General features: G+C 69.4%; 23 protein-coding genes. 4 read left to right on the top strand and 19 right to left on the bottom strand.

What is annotated here, in order from left to right:
* On the top strand, positions 1-1,035 hold a 1,035-nt coding region (locus RAC69_RS09290), incomplete at its 5' end, for an ATP-dependent DNA ligase (protein ID WP_375086571.1).
* Positions 1,036-1,059: 24 nt separating this feature from the next.
* On the opposite strand, the gene ligD is transcribed toward RAC69_RS09290, so the two are convergent.
* From ligD to RAC69_RS09250, 8 genes are all read right to left on the bottom strand, one after another.
* The gene (gene ligD, locus RAC69_RS09285) at positions 1,060-2,112 is read right to left on the bottom strand and encodes a non-homologous end-joining DNA ligase (protein ID WP_375086570.1); all 1,053 of its coding nucleotides are present in this window, start codon (positions 2,110-2,112) and stop codon (positions 1,060-1,062) included.
* Between the two features lie 176 nt (positions 2,113-2,288).
* On the bottom strand, positions 2,289-3,587 hold the full coding sequence (locus RAC69_RS09280) for an SseB family protein (protein WP_375086569.1): 1,299 nt from the start codon (positions 3,585-3,587) through the stop codon (positions 2,289-2,291).
* Between the two features lie 26 nt (positions 3,588-3,613).
* Entirely contained in the window at positions 3,614-6,064 is a 2,451-nt protein-coding gene (locus RAC69_RS09275) for an ATP-dependent helicase (RefSeq protein WP_375086568.1), read from the bottom strand.
* An 88-nt stretch (positions 6,065-6,152) separates the two neighbouring features.
* Positions 6,153-8,132: a lamin tail domain-containing protein gene (locus RAC69_RS09270; protein WP_375086567.1), complete on the bottom strand. Its 1,980-nt coding sequence runs from the start codon at positions 8,130-8,132 to the stop codon at positions 6,153-6,155.
* Positions 8,078-9,250, bottom strand: coding sequence for a lamin tail domain-containing protein (locus RAC69_RS09265; protein ID WP_375086566.1), 1,173 nt, complete (start codon positions 9,248-9,250; stop codon positions 8,078-8,080). Before RAC69_RS09265 ends, RAC69_RS09270 begins: the two co-directional genes overlap by 55 nt.
* Before the next feature lie 137 nt (positions 9,251-9,387).
* Positions 9,388-10,413, bottom strand: coding sequence for an ABC transporter permease (locus RAC69_RS09260; protein ID WP_375086565.1), 1,026 nt, complete (start codon positions 10,411-10,413; stop codon positions 9,388-9,390).
* Positions 10,410-11,423 (bottom strand): ABC transporter ATP-binding protein, encoded by a 1,014-nt coding sequence (locus tag RAC69_RS09255; protein WP_375086564.1) that lies wholly within the window; start codon positions 11,421-11,423, stop codon positions 10,410-10,412. The genes RAC69_RS09260 and RAC69_RS09255 overlap by 4 nt, the downstream gene beginning before the upstream one ends.
* Positions 11,424-11,609: 186 nt before the next feature.
* The gene (locus RAC69_RS09250) at positions 11,610-12,596 is read right to left on the bottom strand and encodes a glycerophosphodiester phosphodiesterase family protein (RefSeq protein ID WP_375086563.1); all 987 of its coding nucleotides are present in this window, start codon (positions 12,594-12,596) and stop codon (positions 11,610-11,612) included.
* 87 nt (positions 12,597-12,683) lie between these two features.
* Here RAC69_RS09250 and RAC69_RS09245 point away from each other — a divergent pair, with 87 nt between their 5' ends.
* A complete protein-coding gene (locus RAC69_RS09245) occupies positions 12,684-13,613 on the top strand; it encodes a Bax inhibitor-1/YccA family protein (protein WP_341935210.1) in 930 nt (309 codons plus the stop codon).
* 158 nt (positions 13,614-13,771) lie between these two features.
* Positions 13,772-14,044, top strand: a complete 273-nt coding sequence (locus RAC69_RS09240) for a GlsB/YeaQ/YmgE family stress response membrane protein (protein ID WP_341935211.1) — start codon at positions 13,772-13,774, stop codon at positions 14,042-14,044.
* Positions 14,045-14,109: 65 nt separating this feature from the next.
* On the opposite strand, the gene RAC69_RS09235 is transcribed toward RAC69_RS09240, so the two are convergent.
* The 11 genes from RAC69_RS09235 to RAC69_RS09185 form a co-directional block, all read right to left on the bottom strand.
* Positions 14,110-15,402, bottom strand: coding sequence for an RNA polymerase sigma factor (locus tag RAC69_RS09235; RefSeq protein ID WP_375086562.1), 1,293 nt, complete (start codon positions 15,400-15,402; stop codon positions 14,110-14,112).
* 1 nt (position 15,403) lies between these two features.
* Positions 15,404-15,829, bottom strand: coding sequence for a YciI family protein (locus tag RAC69_RS09230; RefSeq protein ID WP_375086561.1), 426 nt, complete (start codon positions 15,827-15,829; stop codon positions 15,404-15,406).
* 112 nt (positions 15,830-15,941) lie between these two features.
* A complete protein-coding gene (locus RAC69_RS09225; RefSeq protein WP_375086560.1) occupies positions 15,942-16,880 on the bottom strand; it encodes an L-lactate dehydrogenase in 939 nt (312 codons plus the stop codon).
* 155 nt (positions 16,881-17,035) lie between these two features.
* Positions 17,036-18,622, bottom strand: a complete 1,587-nt coding sequence (gene guaA / locus RAC69_RS09220; protein ID WP_375086559.1) for a glutamine-hydrolyzing GMP synthase — start codon at positions 18,620-18,622, stop codon at positions 17,036-17,038.
* Positions 18,619-19,089: a DUF3817 domain-containing protein gene (locus RAC69_RS09215; protein ID WP_096714278.1), complete on the bottom strand. Its 471-nt coding sequence runs from the start codon at positions 19,087-19,089 to the stop codon at positions 18,619-18,621. Before RAC69_RS09215 ends, guaA begins: the two co-directional genes overlap by 4 nt.
* Before the next feature lie 41 nt (positions 19,090-19,130).
* Complete coding sequence (locus RAC69_RS09210; RefSeq protein WP_375086558.1) at positions 19,131-20,114, bottom strand: class I mannose-6-phosphate isomerase; 984 nt, start codon at positions 20,112-20,114, stop codon at positions 19,131-19,133.
* Positions 20,111-21,412 carry an ADP-dependent glucokinase/phosphofructokinase gene (locus RAC69_RS09205; protein WP_375086557.1) on the bottom strand — a complete coding sequence of 434 codons (1,302 nt, stop codon included), beginning with the start codon at positions 21,410-21,412 and terminating at the stop codon, positions 20,111-20,113. Before RAC69_RS09205 ends, RAC69_RS09210 begins: the two co-directional genes overlap by 4 nt.
* Positions 21,413-21,438: 26 nt before the next feature.
* Complete coding sequence (locus tag RAC69_RS09200) at positions 21,439-22,302, bottom strand: ketose-bisphosphate aldolase (protein WP_375086556.1); 864 nt, start codon at positions 22,300-22,302, stop codon at positions 21,439-21,441.
* Positions 22,303-22,348: 46 nt separating this feature from the next.
* Positions 22,349-23,212, bottom strand: a complete 864-nt coding sequence (locus RAC69_RS09195; protein WP_341935222.1) for a carbohydrate ABC transporter permease — start codon at positions 23,210-23,212, stop codon at positions 22,349-22,351.
* 2 nt (positions 23,213-23,214) lie between these two features.
* A complete protein-coding gene (locus tag RAC69_RS09190) occupies positions 23,215-24,138 on the bottom strand; it encodes a carbohydrate ABC transporter permease (protein WP_375086555.1) in 924 nt (307 codons plus the stop codon).
* 83 nt (positions 24,139-24,221) lie between these two features.
* Positions 24,222-25,514: an ABC transporter substrate-binding protein gene (locus tag RAC69_RS09185; RefSeq protein WP_375086554.1), complete on the bottom strand. Its 1,293-nt coding sequence runs from the start codon at positions 25,512-25,514 to the stop codon at positions 24,222-24,224.
* A gap of 228 nt (positions 25,515-25,742) precedes the next feature.
* Here RAC69_RS09185 and RAC69_RS09180 point away from each other — a divergent pair, with 228 nt between their 5' ends.
* On the top strand, positions 25,743-26,543 hold the full coding sequence (locus tag RAC69_RS09180; protein WP_375086553.1) for a DeoR/GlpR family DNA-binding transcription regulator: 801 nt from the start codon (positions 25,743-25,745) through the stop codon (positions 26,541-26,543).

Here is a 26,543-nt window from a genome sequence, read left to right as displayed (position 1 = left end):
GAGATCCCCGCTCCCATGCTCGCCAAGGCGGCGGCATCCGTCCCCGACCCGGCGAAGACGACCGGTGGACTGCTGTTCGAGCCGAAGTGGGACGGGTTCCGCGGGCTCATCGCGTGGGATGGCGAGACCGTGGAGATCGAGTCGCGGGGCGCGAAGCCGCTCACCCGCTACTTCCCGGAGCTCGTCGAGGCGATCCCGGAACTCCTCCCCGGCCCGTGCCTGCTCGACGGCGAGATCGTCGTCGCCACCGGCCGCGAGGGCGCGCAGCGGCTCGACTGGGAGGCGCTGAGTCAGCGCATCCACCCCGCGGCGTCACGCGTCGCGAGACTGGCAGCGGAGACCCCCGCGATGTTCATCTCCTTCGATCTGCTCGCCGAGGGCGACGACGACCTGCTGCAGACGCCCTTCCGAGAGCGCCGCGAGCGCCTCGAAGCGCTGATGGCGACGGTCGAGCATCCGCTGCACATCACCCGCACCACCACCGACCGCGACGCGGCCGTCCGATGGCTCGCCGAGTTCGAGGGTGCCGGACTCGACGGCGTCGTCGCGAAGCCGCTGGACCAGCCCTACGCGCCGGGGAAGCGCACGCTCATCAAGGTCAAGCACGCGCGGACCGCCGATGTCGTGGCGCTCGGCTACCGCATCCACAAGTCGGGCAACGGGGTCGGATCGCTGCTGGTCGGGCTGTACGACGCCGACGGGGTGCTGCGCCAGGTCGGCGGGGTCGCCGCGTGGAGCGACAAGCGCCGCGCAGAACTCGTGGACGAGCTCGCTCCCCTCGTCGAGCGCGACGACGACGGCGCGGCCGTGACCGGCGAGAGCGAGCGGTCGCGGTTCAGCGGGTCGAAGGACGTCTCGTTCGTGCGGTTGCGGCCGGAACGCGTTCTCGAGGTGCGCTACGACCAGCTGGAGGGGGCCCGCTTCCGGCACACCGTGCAGTTCGAGCGCTGGCGCCCTGATCGCGACGCGCGCTCGTGCACGTACGACCAGCTCGACACGGTCGCCGGGTACGACCTCGCCGACGTGATCGGCTGACGCGCGGCATCCGGAGCCAGCGCCTCACTCCCCGGTCGGCTCGCCGTTCTCGTCCCAGTTCGCGGCGACCTTCTTGCTCGGCTGCACACGCGGCGGCTCGCCCGGCATCTTCGGGAACTCCGGAGGGAACGGCAGCTCCCCGAGCCCGTCGGCCTTGTCGCGCTCCCACCACTCCAGCAGGGTGTCGATGCGCCCCGGTGACGCCTGCTTGTCCGTCCACGGATCACCGATCTCGTCGAGCCGTTTCGGGATGCTGCGCACGGTGAACTGCGACGGATCCAGATCGTCCAGCTCGTCCCAGTGCACGGGCGTCGACACCGTCGCCTTCGGCAGGGCGCGCGGGCTGTAGGCGCCCGCCATCGTGCGGTCCCGGTTCGCCTGGTTGAAGTCCACGAAGATCCGCTGACCGCGCTCCTCCTTCCACCAGTTCGTGGTCACCTGCTCCGGCATCCGACGCTCGAGCTCACGTCCGGCCGCGATCACCGCGTGCCGCACGTCGAGGAACTCGTGCGTCGACTCGATGGGCGCGAAGACGTGGAGGCCGCGGTTGCCGCTCGTCTTCGCGAACGCCTCCAGACCGGCCTCGCGCAGCACCGTCCGCAGCTCGTGAGCGGCGGTCACGGCGTCCGCGAAGTCCGTGCCCGGCTGGGGATCGAGGTCGATGCGCAACTCGATCGGATTGTCGGGATCGGTCGCGAGCGACGCCCACGGGTGGAAGACGATCGTGTTCATCTGGGCGGCCCACACGATCGCGCTCGGTCGGTTCAGCACGATCTGCGGATGCCGTCGCCCGCTGTTGTACGTCAGCGTGACGGCGTCAACGAAGTCGGGCGTGCCCTTCGGCGGGTTCTTCGAGAAGAAGCCCTCGCTGCCGACGCCGTCGCGGAACCGCTCCAGCGAGACGGGACGGTTGCCGTTGGCCGCGAGGAACGGCACGCTCGCGAGCTGGAAGTACTCGGCCAGTTCCGCCTTGGTGATGCCGACCTCGGGCCACACGACGCGGTTGGGGCTCGACAGCGCGACCTCGCGCTCTCCGTCCGGATCGACGACGGTCAGGGTCACGCGTTCGGAGGCCATGCTCCGACCCTAGGGCGCGAGCGGGACGCGTGGAACCCCCGCGAACGGCGACGTGCGTCGAGCGTCATCCGCCGGATCGCGCGCCGGTCGCCGAGCGTCATCCGCCGGATCGCACGCCGGTCGCCGAGGTCGTGCGTCAGTCGCTCAGGACGTGCCTCAGTCGCCGAGGTCGTGCGTCAGTCGCCGAGGTCGACCGCGAGCACCAGCACCGGCGCGAGAGCCTCGCGGTCGACGGCCAGCGTCGGACCGGCGGGATCGAGGATCACGCCAGCCATCTCCGGGTGGCTGGCGAAGAGCTTGGCCAGCTGCTCGGGGTCGAAGGGCAGCGGGCGGTCGCCGCGTCCGAGTGCCAGCACCTCGAGCGGGTGCGAGAACAGCTGCAGGAACCGCTTGCCGTCGGGCGTCTGCGCCTCCGCGATGCCGGGCTGTCCCGTTCCGGTGCCGTCGTTCACGGCCACCCACATGCGCTTGGTCGCCAGCGCCTGACCGATCTTCGCCGCCGTGTCCTGCTCACGCGGCTGCGCGAGCAGAGACTTGACGGTCATCTCGACGTCTGCCTGCTCGAGCGTCTTCTCGAGGAGCTCGGTGGGGAAGACGACGCGGTGCGGTGCCGAGGCGTTGTCGACGATGAGTCCGGCGAAATCGCCCGCGACGACCTGCTGCAGCACCGAGGTGACCGGCTGGGCCACGGCCGAGGTCGCGGTGGGATCCTTCTCGAGCTGCACCGAGTCGCGCACGGCTCCTGCCGAGCTGAAGGCGAGCATGAACTGGCGGTCGCCATCGCGCACGACGGCGACAGAAAGCGGCTTGCCCTCGCTGATCTGCGCGCGCGCATCGCCGTTCACACGGATGTACAGGTGCGCCTGCAGCGCCTGACGCAGCACGCCGAGGAGCTGCTCGTTCGTGGCACCCTGCTCGACCTGCGCGAGGGCCTCGCGCAGCAGCACGTTGTCCTTCATGCCGGCGACCGTCTCGGTCTGCTCCGGCGGGAGGGCGGGAGCGAGCGGCAGCCGGCGTTCGGCCTGGGCGTCGATGAGGCGCGGGGCGGGTGCTCCCCCGAACGTCGGCTGGACGGGCGTCGTGGAGGCCGACGCCGGAGTCGAGGGAGCGGCTGCGGCGTTCGGATCGGGCAGCGACACCTCGGGCCCGGCCTGAGCGCCGACACCGCGGAAGGCCTGCACCGAGATCCCGACGGCCGGAGGCGCCTCCTCGACGGGAGTCTCCGTCGAGGAGGGAGCTGCCTCCTCGACGCCGGAAGCGGACGACTCGGATGCGGACGACTCGGCTGCGGACGACTCGGATGCGGCAGCCGAATCGGATGCCGCATCGGCGGGGTTCTGCGGATCGCTCGTCGCGGCGTCGCCCGACTGCGACGCGGTGCCGTCGATCTCGTCGGTGGACGCGGTCGCGTCTGCCTCGGTCTGGTCGGCGACGACGTCGTCAGCGGACTTCTTGCGGCGGGAGAACAGGGCCATATCAGCCAGCCTAACCCGCGATCCCGCTAGATCTTCTCGATCGGCGCGACCTTGATCAGCAGCTTCTTCTGCCCGGCGGAGTCGAACCGCACGTGCGCGATCCGCTTCGCACCTTCACCCGTCACGGCATCCACTCGCCCCTCGCCGAAGTCGGAGTGCCGGATGCGGTCGCCCGCCGCCAGTTCGAGGTCGCCGTTGTCGCGCATCTTCGCCGTGACGCGATTCGGGAACTTGTCCATCGCCGTCGACAGGGGCTTCAGCGAGTCGCTGCCGGGCAGCGGCTTCACACCGAAACGGTCGCCCGATCCGCCGAACCCGCCGCCTCCGCGGCGAGCGTTCAACGCCCGGGACTGAGTGCCTCCGCGCGAGTTGACGTCGCCCGGCGACTGCCGCCAGTCGATGAGCCCGGCCGGGATCTCCTGCAGGAACCGGCTCGGCATCGCGACCGACACCTCGCCGAACTGAGCCCGCGTCATGGCGAGCGACAGGTGCAGACGCTTCCGCGCCCTCGTGATGCCCACGTAGAAGAGTCGACGCTCCTCCTGGGGACCGCCCGGCTCACCGGCCGAGATGCGGTGCGGGATGAGGTCCTCCTCGACTCCCGTCACGAAGACCGCGTCGTACTCGAGTCCCTTCGCGGTGTGCATCGTCATGAGCGACACCGTGCCCGACTCGTCGTCGAGGTCGTCGGCATCCGACACGAGAGCCACCTCGGTGAGGAAGTCGACGATCGTGCCCTCCGGGTTGTTGCGCGCGAAGTCCCTCGCGACCGCGACGAACTCATCGAGGTTCTCGACCCGCGCCTCATCCTGGGGGTCGCGGCTCGCGCGCAGCGCGTCGAGGTACCCGCTCTTCGACAGCAGCACGCTGAGGCCGTCGGCGACAGACGTCGGCGGCGGCACCTCCCCCGACGCCGGGAGCATGATCTCGGTCGCTTCGGCGAGCGTCGCATCGAGCTGCGCGATGCCTGCCTGGATCTTCGGGCCCACCCCGAGCTGGCCCGGCACCGACAGCGCCTGCCGGAACGTGATGTCGTGATCCTCGGCGAACCGGGCGATCGCGGTCTCGGTCACGTCGCCGATGCCGCGGCGCGGCTTGTTGAGGATGCGGCGGACCGCCATCTCGTCGGCGGGGTTCGCGACCGCCACGAGATAGGCGAGCGCATCCTTGATCTCGGCGCGCTCGTAGAACTTCGTGCCGCCCATGATCTTGTACGGCACGGCCGAGCGGATGAAGATCTCCTCCAGCGCTCGCGACTGCGAGTTCGTGCGGTAGAACACCGCGATCTCGGAGTAGGGCATGCCGGCGCGGCGCAGCGCCTCGATCTCGTCGGCGACGAACTGGGCCTCGTCGTGCTGCGAGTAGCCCGTGAAGCCGATGATCTTGTCACCGTCGCCCTTGTCGCTCCAGAGCTTCTTGTCCTTGCGGTCGAAGTTGTTGCCGATGACCGAGTTCGCCGCGGAGAGGATGTTCTGCGTCGACCGGTAGTTCTGCTCGAGCAGCACCACCTTGGCTCCGGGGAAGTCGCGCTCGAACTCGCTGATGTTGCGGATGTCGGCGCCGCGGAAGGCGTAGATCGACTGGTCGGAGTCGCCGACCACCGTCAGCGATGCGCCCTCGAGCTCGGGGGTCGTCTCCGGCTCGAAGATCATCATGCCGTTCGAGGCATACGGGTCGGGAGCGTCTCCGGAGACGGGACGCGTCAGCTCGTGGATGAGCGCGTACTGCGCGTGGTTGGTGTCCTGGTACTCGTCGACGAGCACATGACGGAAGCGCCGGCGGTACGTGTCGGCCACCTGGGGGAAGGCGCGGAACAGGTACACGGTCTGGCCGATGAGGTCGTCGAAGTCGAACGCGTTCGCCTTCTGCAGCTGCCGCTGGTAATCGGTGAAGAGCTCGACGAAGATGCGTTCGGCGGGGTCGCTCATGTTCGCCTGGCGCGCGTACGCCTCGGCATCCGACAGCTCGTTCTTGAGCTTCGAGATGCGCCCCTGCACCGACGCGGGGGTCAGACCGTAGGCGTCGGCCTCGTGCTCCTTGACCAGGCGCTTGATGAGGGCGCGCGAGTCGCCCGAGTCGTAGATCGTGAACGACTTCGTGAAGCCGAACTGCTGCGCCTCTCGGCGGAGGATGCGCACGCACGCGGAGTGGAAGGTCGAGATCCACATGCCGCGGGCCGCCTCGCCGACGATCCCCTCGACGCGCTCGCGCATCTCGCCGGCGGCCTTGTTCGTGAACGTGATCGCGAGGATCTGGCTCGGCCACGCCTCGCGCGAGCGCAGCAGCGAGGCGATGCGTCGGGTGAGCACACTGGTCTTGCCCGACCCGGCGCCCGCGACGATGAGCAGCGCGGGGCCGCGGTAGGTGACGGCCTCGAGCTGCTGGGGGTTGAGTCCGGCGAGGAGGTCGTCTTGACCCGGCCCCCCGGTGGAGCGAGGGCCGACGGATCCGGGAACGATGAGGGGGGCTTCGGTCATGGCCTTATGAGTCTAGGCGTCACCACCGACACCGGGAGCCGGGGAGGGGCGGGGTGCCGGAGTGCCCCTCCCCTCCCGTCGCATGACGCTACGCGGAGTGCCGTCGGCGGCGCATGGCTGCCGCGCCGGCGACCAGCAGAGCGATCGCGAGCAGGATGCCGACCGTGGGCGCCTCGGCGCCCGTCGCGGCGAGCGCTCCCCCGGCCGTGATGCGGATGTCCGCCCAGCCCACGAGCTCGCCGGACGCGGTGTAGATCGCGATCCGGTGCGCGCCGAGCGGCGCGTCGGTCGGGATCGTCACGGTGAACGTGCCGGCCGCCGAGGCCGCGCCGCTGGCGAGCAGCACCGGGTCGGAGTACATCCACGCCGCGATGCCCTCGCCCGCGCGTTCGGCGCCGACCGACACCGTGACGCGATCGCCGCGGCTCGCGACGCTCGGGTTCACCGTGACGCCGTTGCGATTGCCATCCGTGAGCGCAGTGCCGGGAAGCGGCGGCGTCTGGCCGGGGTTCGCGCCGGGGTTCCCGCCTCCGGAGTTCCCGCCGCCGGGATTCCCGCCCACGTTCGCGGGGAGCGTGCCGGTGCGCAGAGCCTCGGAGGCGAATCCGTCGGCGAACCACCATACGGGGCGCTGCCCGTTCACGGCGAGCGAGGCCGGCGCGGTGGCGAAGCCCTCGTTGTTGATGTCGGGCATGCCTGCGGGGCGCGCGAAGTGGGCGATACCGGGCTGGGCCGTGCCGTTCAGCGTGATCTGCGCCGAGCGTCCCTGGCATCCGTCGTCGCACACGGCCCAGAGCACGCCGAGCACGCTGTCGTAGTCGAGCGCCATGACCCCGGCGAGCCCCGGCGCGATCTCCGAGACGAGGGTCGCCGACCCGTCGTCGTTCAGCGCGAAGGCATAGACGTGGCCGTTGTCCTCCACCGCGACGAAGAACAGGCCGTCACCTCGACCGGCGTAGTCGGTCGGGTCGTAGGCCGCACCGGTGTTCCGGTCGAAGAGCTTGCCGTCGAGCGCCGAGTCCGGCACCCACTGCACAGCCTCCATGCCGAGGTTCGCACCGACGGCAGGCAGCAGAGACGTGAGGTCCCATTCCTGCTGCGCGACGAGGTCGCCCTGGGCCGCCTCGGGATCGACCTCGAGGATCGTGTTGAGATTCACGCCCTTCGCGCTGTTGTCCCGCTCGGAGGCGACGTAGACAAGCCCGTCGCCGTCGACCGTGATCCCCTCGGTGTCCGGGCCGGCTGCGGCGGGGTTCGCGGCATCCTTCTGGAAGCGCACGCGCTTGCCCGCCTCCCAGCCGGGGATGGTGGCGAAGGAGCCGTCGGCCTGGACGGCGAGCTTGAAGATGCGCCCCTCGCCGTTGTCGACGGCCCAGAGGACGGCGCCGTCCGCCGTCTCCTGCACGTCGAGGCCCGAGCTGTCCTCGAGGAACGTCGGAGCGGAGTCGAGCACACGAACCTCGGGTGAGCCGGGCCACGCTGACACGGCGATCTCGCCGGCGCACGCATTCGCCGCGCCTTTCGTCGCGCGCTCCGTCACTCCGAAGACGCCGGTCGTATCAGGGCAGCGTCCCCACGTGGTCGCGGCGTGGCCCTCACCCCAGCTCGTCGAGTCGACGAGCAGGTCGCCGTCGAACACGCGCACCGCGTCGCCCGCTCCGAGTCCGAAGCCGAGGTCGGCGCCCTCGATCACGAGGTAGCCGCCGGCGACGATCGTCGTGCCGGTGGGGATCGCGTAGGCGTGCGCGTCGTCGTCGTCCTTCACCACGACTCCTGACACGTCGACCGCGGAATCGGTCGGGTTGACGAGCTCGACCCAGTCGCCGGGCGTTCCGCCGTCCGACTCGATCTCGTTGATGCGCACCGGGTTGCCGCACGCGTTGCGCAGACCCTTCGTGGAGGTCGCGATGTCGACGACATCGCCGGTGCCGTCGGGGCAGCGCGCGAGGACGCCTGCGGCGTGCGCGGTGTAGACGTGCTCATCGACCGTGTTGCCGTTCGCGTCGCGCAGGGTCACGGTATCGCCGTTGCCCAGCCCGAAGACGAAGTCCGTCGGCTGGTCGAACACGAGGTACCCCCCGGAGCGAGCACGGTGCCCGCGGCGAGGGGCGTCGCCTCCGCCGCGTGACCCACGGGGTCGTCGTCCATGACGGTCCAGCCCGACAGGTCGACGGGCGTGCTGCCCGTGTTGAGCACCTCGACCCAGTCGGTGGTGTCCCCGTTCGACTTGATCTCGTTGATCACCACGTCGGGGACCACGCAGGAGTTCGGTTCGCCCTGGGTCGCGTACGCGAGGGCGAACACGCCGGCCCCATCCGGGCACCGCGCGAAGGTGGCCGCGGCGGCGTCGCCGTCGATCGCGGCGTGGCCCGTCCACGGCAGAGTGTCGTCGATCATCGCGCCCGCAGCGTCGAACAGGCGGATGCGGTCGGCGCTGCCGATGCCGATCGGCTCGCGGAACGGCGCCTCGACGCCGCCGACCAGGCCGACGGACGCCTCGTCCACGACGAGGAATCCGCCGGCGGCGATCGACGTGCCAGGGAGGAACTGCCAGCGGTGATCGTCGGAGTTGTCGCGGATCTCGTAGCCCGAGATGTCGAGCGCCTCGTCGCCCGGGTTGTAGAACTCCACCCAGTCGGCCGGCTGCGAGTCCACCTCGTTGATCACGAGGGATCCGCCGACCGGCTCCGTCGACGGGAACACGTTCTCGGCGCCCTTGGTGGCCTCGGCCGTGACCGCCCACTCGACGGCGCCGTCGACATCGCGCACGCCCCGGGTCGTCACGGCGTGGCCGGTCCACGAGGTCTCGTCCACGAGCGCGCCGAGCGGGTCGAACAGGCGCACCTGGTCGTCCTTGCCGAGGCCGAAGTCGAACTGCCCGGCGCCCGACCCGGAATCCCGCTGGTCGATCACGAGATAGGCACCGGCCGCGACCACCGCGTCCTGCGGGAACGTGTAGGAGTTCCCGTCGCTGTTGTCCTTGACGACGAAGCCACTGAGATCGACTTCGGTCTCGGCCGTGTTGAAGAATTCGATCCAGTCGCCGGGGATTCCCCCGTCGGACTCGACCTCGTTGATGCGGATGCCGGTTTCGGCGCCCGAGGCGGACAGGGGGACGGCGAGCAGGGCGGCGGCGCCGAGCGCGCCGACCGTGATGATCGCCGCCGCAGAACGCAGGCGGGACATGGGTCTCCTGAAGGGATGCAGACGGGTGTCACCCCACACCACCGAATCCGCCTTGCCGCGCAGCATCCCTCGGGTGCACGGAGGGTGAACGCGGGGTTGCCATTGCGTCCGCGGGGACGGCCGCGCCCCGCGCCGCGTCAGGCGATGCGCGTACCGGGCGGCAGCGTCTTCGCGGGCGTGCGCGTGCGCGCCCACGCTCCCGCGAACAGCCCGCCGGCCAGCACGACCTGCACCCCGAGCCCCACGAACCAGCTGGGCACCGTCGAGTCGATGATCTGCTTCGGGGTCGGATACTGCGTGAACTCGGACTCGGAGTCGCACGGATTCCACCGCTGCTGCGGCGACTGCTGCGCGCTCCGCACGGCGTACTTGATCTGCCCGAACATGTCGATCGGGTACCCCTGGACCGTGTAGTCGGTCGGTGTCGCGTCGGCCAGCACGACGAACGGGTTGGCCGCGAGAGCACCCCACACGAGGTCGAAGCGGGGAACCTCGTAGGTGGCCGTCCCCGTGACCGTCTCGCACTGCGGCTGTCCCGACTCGTCGTAGGCGTACAGCTCCTCCTCCATCTGGGTCCGCACCGCCATCCCGCCGAGGCCGAACGCGATGACCGTTCCGAGCACCAGTCCCGCCACGACGAGGTACGTCGTCGCGACCGAGAACAGCGGGCGGGCGATGAGGCCGCTGAGCGCGACGCCGATCGTCGCGACGATGATGATCTCGGCGATGAGGACGAGCAGGGACACGAGCAGGGTGAGCGGGCTCGCGCCGCCGCCGAGCAGTCCGACGCCGAGGAACGGCACGGCCACGATGAGGAAGGCCCCGCCCGTCCCGACGGCGGCGAGCAGCTTGCCGAGCATGATGTCGCCGGTGGATGCCGCGGTGACCTGCACCGCGGCGAGTGTCGCTGCGTCGCGGTCTCCGTTGATGGCGTTGCCGCTCAGGGTCGGCGAGACGAGCACGACCAGGAGCAGCACCATGTTGACGACGATCGAGTACACGCCTGCACCGACGAAGTCGCCCCACGAGTACACGGCGAAGGCGAGGACGGTGACGCCGATCATGATGACGGCGAAGACGCCCAGCAGCACGTACCAGCCGACGCTGCGCAGCCGCTGGGTCAGCTCGAGGCGGGCGATGATGCCGATGTTCGTGAGGCTCATGCTCCGACCTCCCGGTCCTCGGTGCCGCGAGCGGTGGGCATCCCTGGCGCGTCGCTCGACGGGGACGCGGTCGGGGCGGGCGGGCGTGTCGTCCCCTGATGCAGCTGCAGGAACGTGTGCTCGAGGACACTCTGCGCCGGGGCGTACTCCGCGACCCGCAATCCCGCCGCGACGAGCGCGTGCAGGGCCGACGCCGCCTGATCCTCGTCGGCGAATGCGGTGAGCACGGCTCCCCGGTCGACCCCGACGGACTCGACGGGGATGCCGAGCGCGGACGCGACCTGCCAGGCATGCGACGACTGTCTCGCCGCATCGGACCCGACCAGGCGGATCCGCCACGCGCGTGCGGTGGCCTCGGCCGGGGCGGCGTCGACGACCGTACCCGCGACGAGGAACACCGCGTCGTCCACCACCTCCTCCAGCTCCGACAGGATGTGGCTGGAGATCAGCACGGTGCGGCCGTCGGCCGCAAGCCGCCGGAGCAGCAGGCGCAACTGGATGCGGGCTTCGGGGTCGAGACCCGAGGCCGGCTCGTCGAGCAGGAGCACCTGCGGATCGTGCACGAGAGCTCTGGCGAGGCCGAGCTTCTGCTTCTGGCCTCGCGACAGCACCTTCGCGGGGGAATCGGCGAGGCCGACGAGGTCGACGATCCCGAGCAGCTCCTGCGCTCTCGCGGCCGCGTCGGCGGCCGTCATCCCGTACAGGCGACCGGTCGTCGTGATCGTCTCGCGCGCCGTGAGCGAGGGCCAGGCGCCCAGCGAATCCGGCATCCATCCGAGCAGGCGACGGGCGGCGAGCGGATCGACCGAGGGATCGACCCCCGCGATCCGGATCGTGCCCGCGTCGGGGGCGAGCAGCGAGGCGAGCATGAGCAGCAGCGTCGTCTTGCCTGCACCGTTCGGCCCGACCAGGCCCGTGACCCGCCCTGGCGCCGCTTCGAGGCTCGCGCCGCGGACGGCATGGACGGACCCGAAGGATCGGCTGACGTTGTCGACGACGATTCCGGTCATCGGGCCAGTGTGCCATCGGAAGTGCGCCTCGGCGGGGACGGCCGCCCCCGCGTGTTCGGGTCGCCGGTGAACTTCGGCGACCTCTGTCATGTTCTGCGGCCATCCGGCGGGGCAATGGCCGCAGAGCCTGCCGCTGCCCGCGGAAACGGCGCCGTCGTCCAGGTCCGCGGCACGCGCTGAGCCCCCTCAGTCGCGGAAGAAGGCGACCCCCAGGTCGGGGTGGTCCACGAAGACGCCGTCGACACCGCTGCGGGCGATGACGCCCCACTCGGCCTCGTAGTCGCCGAAGGCGTCCTTTCCGCCCTGACCCCGGAACTCGGCAGCCAGGAAGCGGTTTTCGGGACGGCACGTCCAGGTGAAGACCCTCAGGCCCCTGGCGTGCGCGTCGGCGACGATCGTGTTGCCCCGCGCCAGCAGCATCTTCTTGTCGACGCTGATTCCGTCGACGGATCCGACCAGCTCGTCGAGCCCCTTCGGCTCGAGGGTCGCCTTGTACGTCCGCGCGCGGGTGCCGAGCGCGGCGAACTGGTCGTAGGGGCGTCCGCCCGCCTCGATCAGGTACACGTACGAGGCGGGGATGCCGAGGTCTCGCAGCTCGCCCAGCACAGTGGACTCGAACGACTCGACGATGAGCGGCAGCGCGCCCTCGCCCCAGCCTGCCGACCGCAGCTCCGCGGCGATGAGCGGCGCGAGCGGCATCCCGATGCTCGCGAAGTAGGTGGCGTGCTTCACCTCGAGCACCACGCCGATCTCGCGGCCGTGCTCGATCGAGCCCTCGCGCACGATGTCGAGCACGTCGACGAGCCGCAGGATCGCCTGCGCGCCGTCGAAGCTCGCGCTCGAGAGGCGCACGTCGGGGAGGCGTTCACGGCTGCGCAGCGTCGACAGCTCGTCCCACGTGAAGTCCTCGGTGAACCAACCGGTCAGCGCCTCGCCGTCGACCCGCTTGGTCATCTTGCGGTCGGCGAACTCCGGATGCTGCGCCACGTCCGTCGTGCCGGAGATCTCGTTCTCGTGGCGGACGACGAGCACGCCGTCCTTCGTGGCCACGACGTCGGGCTCGACCGCGTCCACCCCCATCGCGAGCGCGAGCTCGTACGAGGACCGCGTGTGCTCCGGTCGGTAGCCGGGGGCACCGCGATGCCCGATGACGAGGGGGGATTTCCTGGGCACGCTCTCAGCGTAGAACACGCGCGCGACACGCCAGGGCGGGTATCGTGGAGGAAAGCGACCTACAACCCCTTTGGAGTGAGGCCCACCATGAGCAATTTCGCTTTCAACAACCCGGCGTTCCAGCAGCAGGATCCGCGGAACGTCGCGACCTACCCCGGGGCTCCGCAGGGCGCTCAGGGTGCGCAGGCCGCCTCGTTCCAGCACGGGACGATGGATGCCGCCGCGAACGCGCAGCTGGAGGGCATGTACGCCGCTCCGCCGGCCGGCGCCATCGAGACCGACCGCATGTCTGTCGAGGACACGGTGTGGAAGACCGCCGGTCTCTTCGCGATCCTCCTCGTCACGGCGGCCGTCGGCTGGTTCGTGACTCTCGGCGGCGTCAGCGCACCGGTGCAGAACCCGTACGACCAGTTCCAGCCGAACATGCTGCCGTGGATCGTCGGCGCCCTCGGCGGCTTCGTTCTCGCCATGGTGATCTCGTTCACCTCGCGCAAGAAGGTCCGTCCTGCGCTGATCTTCGCGTACGCGGCCTTCGAGGGTCTCTTCATCGGAGGCATCTCGGCGTTCTTCGAGGTCCTGTACCCGGGAATCGTGTTCCAGGCCACGCTCGCCACGGTCTCGGTCGTCGGCGTGACCCTCGCGCTCTTCGCGAGCGGCAAGATCCGCGCGACGAAGAAGGCCACGAAGATCTTCATGATCGCGCTGGTCGGCTACCTCGTCTTCTCGCTCATCAACGTCATCCTGACCTGGACCGGCGTGCTCGGTGAAGGCGCAGCGTTCGGTCTGCTGAGCAAGGTCGAGATCCTCGGCATCCCGCTCGGTGTCATCATCGGCGTCCTCGTCGTGATCATGGCCGCGTACTCGCTGGTGCTCGACTTCGACCAGATCCAGCAGGGCGTGCGCAACGGCGCTCCCCGCAAGTACGGCTGGCTCGGCGCCTTCGGCATCATGGTCACGGTCGTCTGGCTCTACGTCGAGATCCTGCGCATCATCGCGATCGTCCGCGGCAACAACTGACCGCTGCGCTCCACGAAAGGCCCGCTTCCCCAGGGAGGCGGGCCTTTTGCCATATCCGAACCGGAGAGCGCAAGGGGTTGCAGGGATTTCCCAGCAAAGGCACGCTGGTTAACACGAAGCCCCGGCACCCCGGGGCTCCTGATTTATAGGAGCTGACCATGAGTTTTCTCGGCTTTCTTCTTCTCGGCCTCATCGCCGGAGCCATCGCCAAGCTGATCCTTCCGGGTAAGCAGGGTGGCGGCTGGTTCGTGACCCTTCTGCTCGGCGTCGTCGGAGCTCTGCTCGGCGGCTGGCTCGGTTCCGTGATCCTGAACCGCCCGCTCACGGAGTTCTGGGACCTCGGCACGTGGCTCCTCGCCATCGGCGGATCCATCATCGTTCTGCTGATCTACGGCCTCATCGCCGGACGCGGCAGCAAGTCGCGCGCCTGACACCCGCCGCGCACGCGGTGGCGCAGAGAACCCCTTCGGATCGCTCCGAGGGGGTTCTCTCGTGTTCAGGCCCCTGTCGCCTTGGCCTCGAGCAGCGCTCGTTCCCGGTCGTTGCCGGCGAGAGAGGCCGCGGTCGCGAACTCGCTGCGCGCCTCATCGACCCGTCCGAGCCGCAGCAGCAGCTCGGCACGTGTCGCCGGCAGCAGGTGGTAACCGCGCAGGGCTCCGGATGCCGCGAGCTCGTCGATGATGCGGAGGGCCGATGCCGGCCCCGTGGCCATCGCGACGGCCGCCGCCCGGTTGAGCTCGACGACGGGCGACGGCGCTATGCGCCCGAGCGCCTCGTAGAGCACCACGATGCGCTCCCAATCGGTCTCCTCGACCGAGGGCGCGACCGCGTGGCACTCCGCGATCGCGGCCTGCAGCCCGTACGCGCCGCGTCCGGTTCCCCGAGCGTCAGCCGTCGCCAGCGCGGCTCTGCCCCGCGCGATGCGGCCGCGGTCCCAGCGACGGCGATCCTGATCGGCCAGAAGCACGGGGTCGCCGTTCCTGTCGACGCGCGCAGGGAAGCGCGCTGCGGTGAGCTCCATGAGCGCCAGCAGGCTGTGCACCTCGCGCTCCGCGGGCATCAGGGCGGCGAGCACGCGGGTCAGCCGGATGGCCTCGGCGCTGAGCTCCGGACGCATCCAGTCCGCGCCGCTCGACGCCGAGTGCCCCTCGTTGAAGACGAGGTACAGCACGCCGAGGATCGCTCCGAGACGCGCGGCATGCTCTTCCCGAGGCGGCACCTCGAACGGCACGCCGGCTGCCGCGAGGGTCTTCTTCGCCCGCACGATGCGCTGCTGCACGGTGGCTGTCGGCACGAGGAACGCGCGGGCGATCTCCTCGCTCGACAGGCCGCCGACGACGCGCAGGGTGAGGGCCACCTGCGCCTCCCGCGACAGTACGGGGTGGCACGAGATGAAGATCAGCCGCAGCACGTCGTCGTCGACGGCATCCGGGTCCCACGGCGGGGCGTCCGCCGCCTCCGCCTGCTCGCGCTCGAGGTCGTGCGCGATGACCGCGATCCGGTCGTCGAGTCGTTCACGGCGCCGCCAGCCGTCGACCGCCTTGCGCTTCGCGACCGCCGTGAGCCAGGCCGCACCGTTGCGCGGCACCCCTTCACGCGGCCACTGCTGCAGCGCATCCACCACGGCCTCCTGGGCGAGGTCCTCGGCGAGACCGAAGTCGCCGACCAGACGGGTGAGCGTGGCGACGATCTTCACCGACTCGATGCGCCACACCGCGGCGACGGCGCGCTCTGCCGCGTCTCTGTCGTGGGCCGAGCGCGCCGTCTCGCTGTCGTCGGGGACGGTCATGTCACTGCTCGGCGCGCTGCGCCTGCTCCTGCCGCCAGCCCTCTTCCTTCTCGATCCACTCGTTGTCGGCCGGGAAGTCGGAGGCGTCGGTCACGCGACGCACCTCGAGGAACGAACCCTTGCCGAGAGGCGCGCGGCGAGCCCACTCGGCGGCCTCCTCTCGACTCGACACCTCGAGGATCCAGAAGCCGTTGAACAGCTCCTTGGTCTCGCCGTAGGGGCCGTCGGTCACGAGCGGCGTCTCGGTGCTGAAGTCGACGACGAAGCCCTCGGCGGCATCCGTCAGCCCCTCGCCCGCCGCGAGCACGCCCGCCTTCATCATGGACTCGTTGTAGGCGCCCATGGCCGCGATGACCTGCTCGAACGGCATCTCCTTGTACGCCTCGACGGCCTCGTCGGTCGCGCGCATGATCAGCATGTACTTCATGATGTTCTCCTGTTCGGTGGGGCCGGGATTCGACCCTCTCACTGAAGACGTCGAACGGGAACGACGCGGATCGACATCGCTCCGGGATTTTCTCGAACTTTCTCCGCGGCCGTCAGATCAGGGCGTCGACAGCCGTGCGGATGGCATCGGCGGAGGCCCGCAGCAGCCCGAGTTCGCGCTCGTCCATCGGCGTCTCGCCGAGCGGTATCGCCCCCTCTGCGCCCACGACGGACGGCACCGACAGGGCGACGCCCTCGATGCCGTACTCGCCGCCCAGCACGGTCGCGACAGGCAGCACGGCCCGTTCGTCGCGCAGCACCGCCTCGGCGATGCGCGCGCAGCTCACACCGATCGCGAGGTTCGTCGCGCCCTTGCCCTGGATGACCGTGTACGCCGCGTCGCGCACCTCGACGGCGATCCGGTCGAGCTCCTCGGCGGTGAACGGCTCATCGGCCGGCCAGTCGAGAATCGGCACCGAGCCGATGGTCGCGTTCGACCAGAGCGGGAACTCCGTGTCGCCGTGCTCGCCCACGATGTCGGCGTGCACGCTCGACGTGCTCACCTGCGCGCGGTGCGCGAGCCGCCACCGCAGCCGTGAGGTGTCGAGCACCGTGCCCGATCCGAACACGCGGTGCGGCGGGAGACCGGTGACCCGCTGCGCGACGACCGTCATGACGTCGGCAGGGTTCGTGACGATCAGGAACACCGCAGACGGCGCGCGCTCGACGAGCTGCGGCAGCAGGCGCTGGAGGAGGCGGGCGTTCGTGCTCGCGAGCTCCATCCGCGTCTGCCCCGGCTGCTGCTTCGCGCCGGCCGTCACCACGACCACGTCGCTGCCGTCCACCACCGAGAGATCCGACCCTCCGCTCACGGCCGCGGAGGTGAACTGCGTGCCGTGCGCGAGGTCGAGCACCTCGGCATCCACTTTCGCCGTGGCGATGTCGTACAGCGCGACCTCCGCCGCGCTCCCCCGGATCAGCGCCGCGTACGCCACGCTCACCCCCACGCTTCCCGCACCGATCACCGTGAGCTTCGTCCGCGCTGTCGTCATACGGCCATCCTGCCCGAAGACACGAGAACGGGCACGGACCGCATGGCCCGTGCCCGTTCGTCGTCGACGGTGGAGGAGCGTCCTACTCACTCCCACTCGCCCGCTGGCGCGGTCGAGTGCCACCAGCGCTCATCAGACGAGCGGGAGCTCCTTCGTCACTCCCACTCGATGGTCCCCGGCGGCTTCGACGTCACGTCGAGCACGACGCGGTTGACGTCGCGGACGCTGTTCGTGATCCGGTTCGAGATCTTCGACAGCACGTCGTAGGGCAGACGCGTCCAGTCCGCGGTCATGGCGTCCTCGCTGGAGACGGGACGCAGCACGATCGGGTGCCCGTAGGTGCGGCCGTCGCCCTGCACTCCCACGGAGCGCACATCGGCGAGCAGCACGACGGGGCACTGCCAGATGTCCTGGTCGAGCCCGGCCTTCGTGAGCTCCTCACGGGCGATCGCGTCCGCTTCGCGCAGGATCTCGAGGCGGTCCTTCGTGACCTCGCCGATGATGCGGATGCCGAGACCGGGCCCGGGGAAGGGCTGGCGTCCGACGATCGCCTCGGGGATGCCGAGCTCGCGGCCGATCGCGCGCACCTCGTCCTTGAACAGGGCACGCAGCGGCTCGATGAGCTCGAAGTCGAGGTCGTCGGGCAGACCGCCCACGTTGTGGTGCGACTTGATGTTCGCGGTGCCGGCGCCGCCGCCCGACTCGACCACGTCGGGGTACAGCGTGCCCTGCACGAGGAACTTCACCGGGGCGCCGCCCGAGGCCTTGGCCTCGGCGACCAGGTCGAGCTGCACCTTCTCGAACGCGCGGATGAACTCGCGGCCGATGGTCTTGCGCTTCTCCTCGGGGTCGGTCACACCCTCGAGGTGGCCGAGGAATGTGTCGGCCGCGTCGACCGTGATGAGCCGCACGCCGGTGGACTCGACGTAGTCCTTCTCGACCTGCTCCCGCTCGCCCTTGCGCAGCAGACCGTGGTCGACGAACACCGCAGTGAGCTGGTCGCCGATCGCCTTGTGCACGAGGGCCGTGGAGACCGCCGAGTCGACGCCGCCCGACAGGGCGGAGATGACGCGCGCGTCGCCGACCTGCTCGCGGATGCGCTCGACCTGCTCGGCGATGACGTTGTCGGGGTTCCAGTCGGACGCCAGCCCCGCTCCCTTGTGCAGGAAGTTCTCGAGCACGCGCTGGCCGTGGTCGGAGTGCTTGACCTCGGGGTGCCACTGCACGCCGTAGAAGCGGCGCTGCTCGTCGGCGAACGCCGCGACCTTCGTCGCCTCGGTGGTGGCGAGCACCTCGAAGCCCTCGGGGGCCGTGGCGACCTGGTCGCCGTGACTCATCCACACGTTCTGCTCGTTCGGCTGACCGCCGAGCAGCGTGCCGCCGTCACCCGAGATGAGGGCATCCGTGGCGCCGTACTCGCGGAGGCCGGTGTGCGCGACCTCGCCCCCGAGCGTCTGGGCCATGTACTGGAAGCCGTAGCAGATGCCGAGCGTCGGGACGCCGAGCTCGAACACCGCGGGGTCGAGGCGCGGAGCACCCTCCTCGTACACCGACGACGGGCCGCCCGACAGGATGATCGCGACGGGGTTCTTCTCGGCGATCTCGGCGGCGGTCGCGGTGTGCGGCACGATCTCGCTGTAGACACCGGCCTCGCGGACGCGGCGGGCGATCAGCTGCGCGTACTGCGCGCCGAAGTCGACGACGAGCGCTGGGCGCTGCTGGGTCTCGGTCTGTTCGGTCACCGGGCACCTTCCGTGGCAGGGGCGGAGGCCTCGGCGGCCTCCCGAGTGGCGAGGTAGGCCTTGACGTCGCGGGCGACGACGGCCTCCATGAAGAACGAGAGCAGCGGGATGACGCCGCCGAGCGCGAGGAGGATGAACCGCAGGAACGGCCACCGCATCAGGCTCCACATGCGGAAGCATGCGAAGAGGTAGACGACGTAGAACCAACCGTGAGCGACGAGGATGCCGAGCGAGAGGTTGAATCCGTCACCGGTCGACTCGAGGCCCTCAGGACCCTCGACGACCTGAGCGAACCACAGCGGCCCGCCGGAACCGCCCGCGAAGAGCTCGAGGTGGATCGGCGTGTACTTCAGCACCATCTCGGCGACCAGCAGGAGCAGCATGACTCCCGTGATGATCGATGCGATCTGGTAGAACTTCAGCGCACCACGGATCGCCGGAAAGCTGGCGACTTTCGGTTCGGGCATGGCTCCAGTCTAGTCGGCGGCGATCGGCGTCCGATCCGGGCTCAGGGCGCGGGCGGGCGCGCCACGAGCAGCTCTCCGCGACCCTGCACTCTCAGCGCTCCCGCGACGTGCGGCACCACCAGGGTGCTCCCCGCGCCGAGCTCGTCCGAGCCGACGGTGAGCGCACCGCTCGCCACCACCGCGATCGAGAACCCCTGGTCGATCACCGCCTCGCCGTCGACCGGCATCCGCTCGAGTCGGAAGTAGCGATCGGCGTCGGAGGGGAACACGGATCCGGATGCCGGGGCGGCGCCCACGAGCGTGCGCACCTCGTGCGGGGATCGCGCCCCGCGGTTCACCGCGGCGAGCGCGACCTCGAAACCCAGTCCGAGGTGTCCGAGGGCGGGGCCGTCGATCGCGAACCCCTGCCATTCGAGCAGGATCGACAGATCCTCCGGCTGCTGGAGCTCGAGCAGCAGCACGCCCTCCCCGATCGCGTGCAGCTCGCCCGGCGGCACCCAGACGACGTCGCCCGGCACCACGTCGACCGCGTGCAGGAGTGCGAGCAGGGCGTCCACGTCCTGCCTCTCCACGAGGTCGGCCAGCTCGGCGGACCCGACGTCGCGCCGCAGCCCGACGTGCACCGTGCCGCCCTGCAGGATGTACCAGCCCTCGGCCTTGCCGTGCACGCGACCCAGGTGCGAGGCGGCGAAGTCGTCGTGCGGATGCGCGTGCACGGGCAGCCGCTGCCCGGCGTCGAGCAGCTTCACGAGCAGGCGGGTGTCGGCCTCCCAGCGACGGACGTGCTCCTCGCCGAGCCAGCCGACCGGGTCGGCCTCGACGGCATCCCGCAGCAGTCGCCCGTCCGGCAGACGCGTGAGCCCGACCTCACTCTCACCGTTGACGGTGGTGGTCGATCCGATCCAGTCCTCCGGCTCGCGCGGGGCGCTGCCGCTCTCGCCCCGGAACGCGCTGATGCGCGCTCCCCCGAGATAGAAGCGCTCGGCGGGGCGGTTCGACGGGAGGACCATCGGTCGGGGGATCATGCTCTCTTCTGCTCCTGCGTCTGCTCGTGCTCGTGCTCGTGCTCGTGCTCGTGGTCGTGCTGCTGCTTCTGATCGGCGACGACCCCCGCCAGGAAGCCGCCGACGAACGTGTCGCCGAGTCCGATGGTGGTGGGGGTCGCGACATCGAGGTCGAAGGCGGCCACACCGACGGCCCCCGCAAGACGCTGTTCGACCGAGGCGACGACCGCTGCGCCGCCGCTGTGCTGCGGCATCCCGCGCGTCTCGTCGACGTCTCGCGCGGTCAGCGCGTCGCCGACCCGGTACCTCGTCGCGGCCACGACGACCGCGCTCACGAGGGCGGACCGATGACGGTGCGCCGCCTCCCCGACCGCGATGGCCCAGTACCTGGTGTGCACGACCAAGGCCGCCGCGGGGACGATCTCCCGCACGTCGGCGAGCGCCCGCGCGACATCGTCGGCGTCGAGCAGGTCGACGCCGCGTCCCAGATACTCCTGCAGCTCGTCCTCGTTCATGCCGTACACGTCGATGAGCGGCAGCAGCCGCGATCGGACGGTGGCGGCGAACTCACGCGTGTAGAAACCTGCGTCCTCGTAGTAGACGAGCGCCTCCGCCGGCAGCGATGCCATCGCCGTCCTCACCTCGTCGAGCCGCTGTTCGAGCAGGCCGTGGTCCTGCATCGTGTTGAATCCCGAGACGAGGAAGACGCGCGCCCGCGCGAGCTCGTCCGCCAGCGCCGGAGCGATCGCCATCGTGCGGTTCGGCGGATCGTTCGCGAAGATGAGACGGTTCGACGCCGGAGCGACGAGGACGGCGTCGTCGAGCTGCACGCGGGTTCCCGCCGGGTACTGCACGATCAGATGCGGATCCAGGGTGTCCTCCGCCGCGGACGACACGTACGTGATCGCGGGCGGGAGAAGACGGCGCACCGTGTCGTCGATGCTCACCAGATGCTGGATGCTGGGGATGCCGAGCGCGTCCAGCACGAGGCCGGCCCGCACCCCCGTGCCGCCCAGGGTCACGGCGAAGGCGAAGTGGGCGGCGAAGCGCTCGACGATCTCGGACGACGCGACGAACCGCTCAGCCCCCGCGCCCGAAGCGACGAACGCCAGGACCGTGACGAGCAGCGAGCGCTCGTCGACGATCGGCGCCGAGGTGGTGAGCTCGCCGCGTCGCACGCCGTGCTCGCGCGCGAGACGCTCGATCACCTCGGCATCCCACGCGAGCTCGTAGTCGACGGTGCCGCCGAGCCCCAGCACGAGCGTGCCGCCCGCGTCTCCGGCGGACCCGTCGCCCATGAGCAAAGCCGTTTCGTCCACGACGCCGATCCTCCCCCGTCCGCCGCTCAGTACAGCGACGCCTTGCCGTCGGCGCCGAAGAGCTCGATCTTCTCGGCGGCCGTCGCCTTCATGGCCTTGAGCGCCTCCGGCTGGATCGCGTTGGGCTCGCGCAGACGACGGTCGGTGCCGAGCACCTCGCGCATGCGGTCGTGGTACGAGACCTTGATGTCGCTCGAGATGTTGATCTTGTTGACGCCGAGCTCCACCGCGCGCCGCAGCTCGGCATCCGGGTTCGACGATCCGCCGTGCAGCACGAGCGGGATCTTCACGGCCGCCTTGATCTGCTCGAGCAGGTCGTGGCGCAGTTCCGGGTTCTTATCGCTCGGGTACAGGCCGTGCGAGGTGCCGATCGCGATCGCGAGGCTGTCGACGCCGGTCTCCTCGACGAAGCGCACCGCGTCATCCGGGTTGGTGTAGATGATCTCCGCCGCCCCCGACTCGCCGTAGCTGTCGTTCGCGCCGATGGTGCCCAGCTCGCCCTCGACCTGGATGCCGGCGGCGTGCGCGGCCTCGGCGACCTTACGCGTGATCGCCACGTTCCGATCGAACGGCTCGAGCGAGGCGTCGATCATCACCGACGTGAAGCCGGCGTGGATCGCCCGGATGATCTGCTCGTAGCTGCCGCCGTGGTCCCAGTGGATCGCCACCGGCACGCTCGACCGGTGGGCGCGGGAGTGCATCGCGGGGATCAGGTCGGTCGTGATGTGCGACACCTCGTCGGGGTGGATCGCGATGATGACCGGAGCGGCCTTCTCCTCGCTGATGTCCATGACGCCGGTGAACATCGCCCAGTCGCTGATGTTGAAGGCGGGGATGGCGAAGTCGTGCGCGTTCGCGACGTCGAGGATGGATTTGCCGGTGTAGAGCACTTGTGTTTCTCCTGTTTCGTGATGGTCGTGGACAATCGAGCGGGGATCAGCTCTTGACGGACCCGGCCGTGAGTCCGCTGATGAAGTACCGCTGGAAGAAGAGGAAGAGGATCAGCACCGGGATCGACCCGAGCACGCTCATCGCCATGATCTGGTTCCAGTCGTAGGAGTGCTGCCCCATCAGGAGCTGGATGCCGATCGGCACCGTGCGCATGTCGATCGACCGCGTGAGCGTGAGCGCGAAGAGGTACTCGTTCCACGCGATCATGAACGTGTAGATGCCGACCGAGACGATGCCGGGAACCGAGATCGGGACGAGGATGCGCCACAGCGCCGTCATGGATCCGGCGCCGTCGACGCGGACCGCCTCGTCGAGCTCCTTCGGGAGCGTGTTGAAGTACCCGGTCATCATGATGATCGCGTACGGCAGCGTGAACACCATGTAGGTGAGGATCAGGCCCGCGTACGAGTTGTACAGCCCGAGCGCCACCATGAGTCCGAAGTACGGGATGAGGAGCGTGATCGGAGGAACGGCCTGCACGCTGACGATGACCACGTTGAGGATGCGCTTGCCGCGGAACTCGAAGCGGCTGAAGGCATATGCCGCCTGGATCGCCACGAGCAGCGTGAGGATCGTGACGGAGCCGGCGACGACGTAGCTGTTCAGGAAGAACCGCATGGTCTCGGGGTTCGTGAAGATCGCGACGTACGCGTCGAACGAGAACGTGTCGGTGATGAGCCTGGGCGGGAGCTCGAAGATCTGCGTGTTCGACTTGAACGAGCTCGACAGCATCCACAGCACCGGACCGGCGGCGAACACCGCTCCGAGGATCAGCGCGACGATCAGACCGGACTTCGCGAGAAGGTGGGACCTGGTGCGCCGGCGCACGGTGTCGGCGGTGAGAGCCATGATCAGTCCCTCGCTTTCTGGTGACGGACGTAGAAGACGGCGAGCACCATCGACATCAGCAGCACGAGCACCGCGGAGGTGGCGGCGAGCGAGAAGTCGTACTTGGCGAACGCGAGCTTGTAGGTGAAGGTGCTGAGCACCTCGGTGACGTCGATCGGACCGCCGCCCGTCGTCATCCAGATCAGGGCGAACTGCTGCGAGGTCCAGATCAGGTCGAGCAGCACGAGGCTGATGATGATCGGACGCAGCTGCGGGATCGTGACGTTCCAGAAGCGCTGCACGGCATTGGCGCCGTCGACGCGGGCCGCCTCGTGCAGGTCGGCCGGCACGCCCTGGAGCCCCGCCAGCAGGCTGACCATGAAGAACGGATACCCGGCCCAGATGTTGATGAAGATGATGGTGCCGAGCGCGAGCTGCGGGGAGGCCAGCCACTCGATGTCGGTGTTGAGCAGGAAGTTCACGACGCCGTTGGGCGCGAGGAGCATGCGCCAGAGGACCGCGATGACCGCGACCGTGAACAGCCACGGAAGCACGTACAGCGCCCGGAAGATCGAGCGGGAGAACCGGCCGAGCAGCGGGCTGTTGAGCATCATCGCGAAGGCGAGGCCCAGCACGAGGTGCGCGGCGACGCTCGTCACCGTGAAGAGGATCGTGTTGCCCGTGGCCTTCCAGAACCCGGGGTCGGAGAGGATCTCCACGTAGTTCGCGATGCCGACGAACTCCGGCGACTTGTTCAGGATCACGTTGTCCTGGAACGAGTAGCCGATGACCATCACGATCGGGACGATCATGAGGACGAACAGCAGGATGATCGTCGGCGAGAGGAAGCCGTACGACTCGGTGGTCTTGCGCAGCTGCCGCCTGCGCCGCGACGGGGCGACGCCGGTGACGATCACCTCGGTGTCGTCGGACAGTTTCAGGCTCATGGGAACCGGTGCTCCTTGGTTGGTCGGGTGCCGCACCGCCGCAGCGGTGCGGCACCCCGTTCATGCGGGAGTCGGGAGGAGGGTCAGAACTCCTTCAGCCACGACTCCTGCGCCTTCTTCAAGGCGTCGTCGATCGACTGCTGGCCGTCGAAGGCCGACTGCAGCTGCTCGCCGAGCTGACGCATCAGGTCCTCCGCGACAGGCAGACCCGTGAACTCGTTGGCCGGGTAGCCGGCCTGGTAGATCTCGAACGCCTTCGCGAAGAGCTCGTCGTCGTTCACGAAGTCCGGCACCGACTCGGAGTTGCCGGGGAACGCCTTCGCCATGGTCGACAGCTCGGAGTTCGTGTCTTCGTTCATGAGGAACTCCACGAGCTTGAACGCGGCATCCTTGTGCTCGGAGTTCTCGGCGACGCCGATGCCCCAGGATGCGTAGGGGATGCCGCGCTCGCCGTCGTAGCCGTCCTCCGCGGGAATCGCGGAGATCGAGAACTTCAGGTCGGGGTTCGACTCGCGGATCAGGTTGATGTGGGCGAGGGAGTCGATCATCATGCCGACGCGGCCGTTGGTGAACTCCTCGACCTTGTCCTGCTCCTTCATGGTGAACGAGCCGGACGCGATGACCCCGTCGTCCCACAGGCCGCCGATGTAGTCGATCGCCGAGGTGACGTCGTCGTTCGTGAGATCGGGCTGGCCGTCCTTCAGCATGGAGCCGCCGGAGGCCCACACCCACGACATGACGTCGTTCTGCACGCCGTTGGGCGCCTCGAGCGAGAGCGGGAGCACCCACCCGGAGACGTCGCCGCCGAGAGCGGTGACCTTGGCCGCGGCATCCGCGAACTCCGTGCGCGTCGTGGGCGGCGCCGTGACACCGGCGTCGGCGAGGAGGGTGTCGTTCGTGAACATCGGGTAGACGAAGTTGACGACGGGGATCATGTACGTGCTGCCGTCGACCTGGATCTGGCTGGCCAGTTCGCTGTCGTCGTAGTCGTTCTCCTTCATGAGCTCCGTCAGATCGGCGATCACGCCCTGGGACGCGAAGTCGTTGACCCATGCGCCGTCGAGACCGACCACGTCCGGCATGGTGCCGGATGCCGCACCGGCGAAGAGCTGCTCCTTGGTGGAGGCGTACGGTCCACTGACCAGATCGACCGTGATGCCGGGGTTCTCGTCTTCGAACCTGTCGATGAGTGCTCGGAACTCGCCGTCGGGCAGCTCGGGCTCCCACCACTGGGCGAACTCGATCGTGACGTCGCCCCCGTCGGAGCCCTCGTCTCCGCCGCCCGTCGAGCATCCCGCAACGGCGAGAACGGTCACGGCTGCTGTCGCTGCGCCGGCGAGCTTCAGGGTGCGTCGCCCACGTCCTGCTGTGATCATCACTTCTCCTCTTCGAGATCGTGCCGCATCACGCGCGTCAATGCTTGTTCATGCGGTTTTGAGCAATGTTATGCCGTGCTTTGCTGTTGCGCAAGAGTTTCCATCGAGGTTGTACCTGCTTGTTCTTCCCTCACGTCCCGTGATAGCCCGAAATACAGGCGAAGTCGCGTGTGCGGCTTTCTGCCGAAATCTGCCGCTATTTCTGCCGAATGTGCTAGAGATGGGGGCATGGAAGCACGCGCATCCTCGAAACGACGCCTCCCCGCCGGCCGCAAGGCCGACCTCGCCGCCTACGTCGAGCACGAAGGCGAGGTCACGGTGGGCGGGCTCGCCGAGCACTTCGGCGTCTCGATCGACACGATCAGACGAGACCTGGATCAGCTCGACCGCGAGGGCGTCGTGATCCGCACCCATGGCGGCGCCGTGAGCACGGAGGGCCAGCTGAAGGACCGTGCGCTCGACGTGCGTCTGCGGATGCAGACGGAGGAGAAGGAGAAGATCGCACGGCTGGCAGCCGGGCTGATCGACGACGGCGCGGTGGTCATGCTCAACGCCGGCACGACGACCCTCGCGGTCGCCCGGGCGCTGCGGAACCACCGCGACCTGACGATCGCGACGAACAACCTCCGCATCCCGGCGGAGATCTCCCCCTCCGCGTTCCGCGACCTCTACGTCTTCGGCGGCGCAGTGCGGGCGATCACGCAGGCGACCACCGGACCCGTGGCGTTCACGATGACGCCGGGCGGGCCGGAGGTCGACATCCGCTGCGATCTCGCCCTCATCGCCGTCGGCGCGGTCGACGAGGAGGGGTTCTCGACCTCGAACATGGGCGATGCGACGATGATGGCCGAGATGATCCAGCGGGCCGAACGTACCGCGATCCTCGCCGACTCCTCGAAGTTCGGGCGGCGACTCTTCGCCCAGGTCACCACGCTCGACCGCGTCGACTACGTCGTGACCGACGCGCAGCCCGCCCCGGCGTTCGCCACCGCGCTCGCCCAGGCCGAGGTCGAGCTCCTCACCCCCTGA

It is taken from the genome of Microbacterium sp. LS_15 (assembly GCF_041954735.1).
In the GTDB taxonomy this organism is placed as follows: Bacteria; Actinomycetota; Actinomycetes; order Actinomycetales; family Microbacteriaceae; genus Microbacterium.
The sequence above is the reverse complement of the archived record's forward strand: the minus strand, read 5'-3'. Positions and strand labels throughout refer to the sequence as shown.

What these genes read in the sequence shown, in the direction of transcription:
- ligD (WP_375086570.1), bottom strand. Translation starts at nt 2,112, where the DNA reads ATGGCCTCCGAACGCGTGACCCTGACCGTCGTCGATCCGGACGGAGAG.
- RAC69_RS09280 (WP_375086569.1), bottom strand. Translation starts at nt 3,587, where the DNA reads ATGGCCCTGTTCTCCCGCCGCAAGAAGTCCGCTGACGACGTCGTCGCC.
- RAC69_RS09275 (WP_375086568.1), bottom strand. Translation starts at nt 6,064, where the DNA reads ATGACCGAAGCCCCCCTCATCGTTCCCGGATCCGTCGGCCCTCGCTCC.
- RAC69_RS09265 (WP_375086566.1), bottom strand. Translation starts at nt 9,250, where the DNA reads ATGTCCCGCCTGCGTTCTGCGGCGGCGATCATCACGGTCGGCGCGCTC.
- RAC69_RS09260 (WP_375086565.1), bottom strand. Translation starts at nt 10,413, where the DNA reads ATGAGCCTCACGAACATCGGCATCATCGCCCGCCTCGAGCTGACCCAG.
- RAC69_RS09255 (WP_375086564.1), bottom strand. Translation starts at nt 11,423, where the DNA reads ATGACCGGAATCGTCGTCGACAACGTCAGCCGATCCTTCGGGTCCGTC.
- RAC69_RS09245 (WP_341935210.1), top strand. Translation starts at nt 12,684, where the DNA reads ATGAGCAATTTCGCTTTCAACAACCCGGCGTTCCAGCAGCAGGATCCG.
- RAC69_RS09240 (WP_341935211.1), top strand. Translation starts at nt 13,772, where the DNA reads ATGAGTTTTCTCGGCTTTCTTCTTCTCGGCCTCATCGCCGGAGCCATC.
- RAC69_RS09235 (WP_375086562.1), bottom strand. Translation starts at nt 15,402, where the DNA reads ATGACCGTCCCCGACGACAGCGAGACGGCGCGCTCGGCCCACGACAGA.
- RAC69_RS09230 (WP_375086561.1), bottom strand. Translation starts at nt 15,829, where the DNA reads ATGAAGTACATGCTGATCATGCGCGCGACCGACGAGGCCGTCGAGGCG.
- RAC69_RS09225 (WP_375086560.1), bottom strand. Translation starts at nt 16,880, where the DNA reads ATGACGACAGCGCGGACGAAGCTCACGGTGATCGGTGCGGGAAGCGTG.
- RAC69_RS09215 (WP_096714278.1), bottom strand. Translation starts at nt 19,089, where the DNA reads ATGCCCGAACCGAAAGTCGCCAGCTTTCCGGCGATCCGTGGTGCGCTG.
- RAC69_RS09210 (WP_375086558.1), bottom strand. Translation starts at nt 20,114, where the DNA reads ATGATCCCCCGACCGATGGTCCTCCCGTCGAACCGCCCCGCCGAGCGC.
- RAC69_RS09195 (WP_341935222.1), bottom strand. Translation starts at nt 23,212, where the DNA reads ATGGCTCTCACCGCCGACACCGTGCGCCGGCGCACCAGGTCCCACCTT.
- RAC69_RS09190 (WP_375086555.1), bottom strand. Translation starts at nt 24,138, where the DNA reads ATGAGCCTGAAACTGTCCGACGACACCGAGGTGATCGTCACCGGCGTC.
- RAC69_RS09185 (WP_375086554.1), bottom strand. Translation starts at nt 25,514, where the DNA reads ATGATCACAGCAGGACGTGGGCGACGCACCCTGAAGCTCGCCGGCGCA.
- RAC69_RS09180 (WP_375086553.1), top strand. Translation starts at nt 25,743, where the DNA reads ATGGAAGCACGCGCATCCTCGAAACGACGCCTCCCCGCCGGCCGCAAG.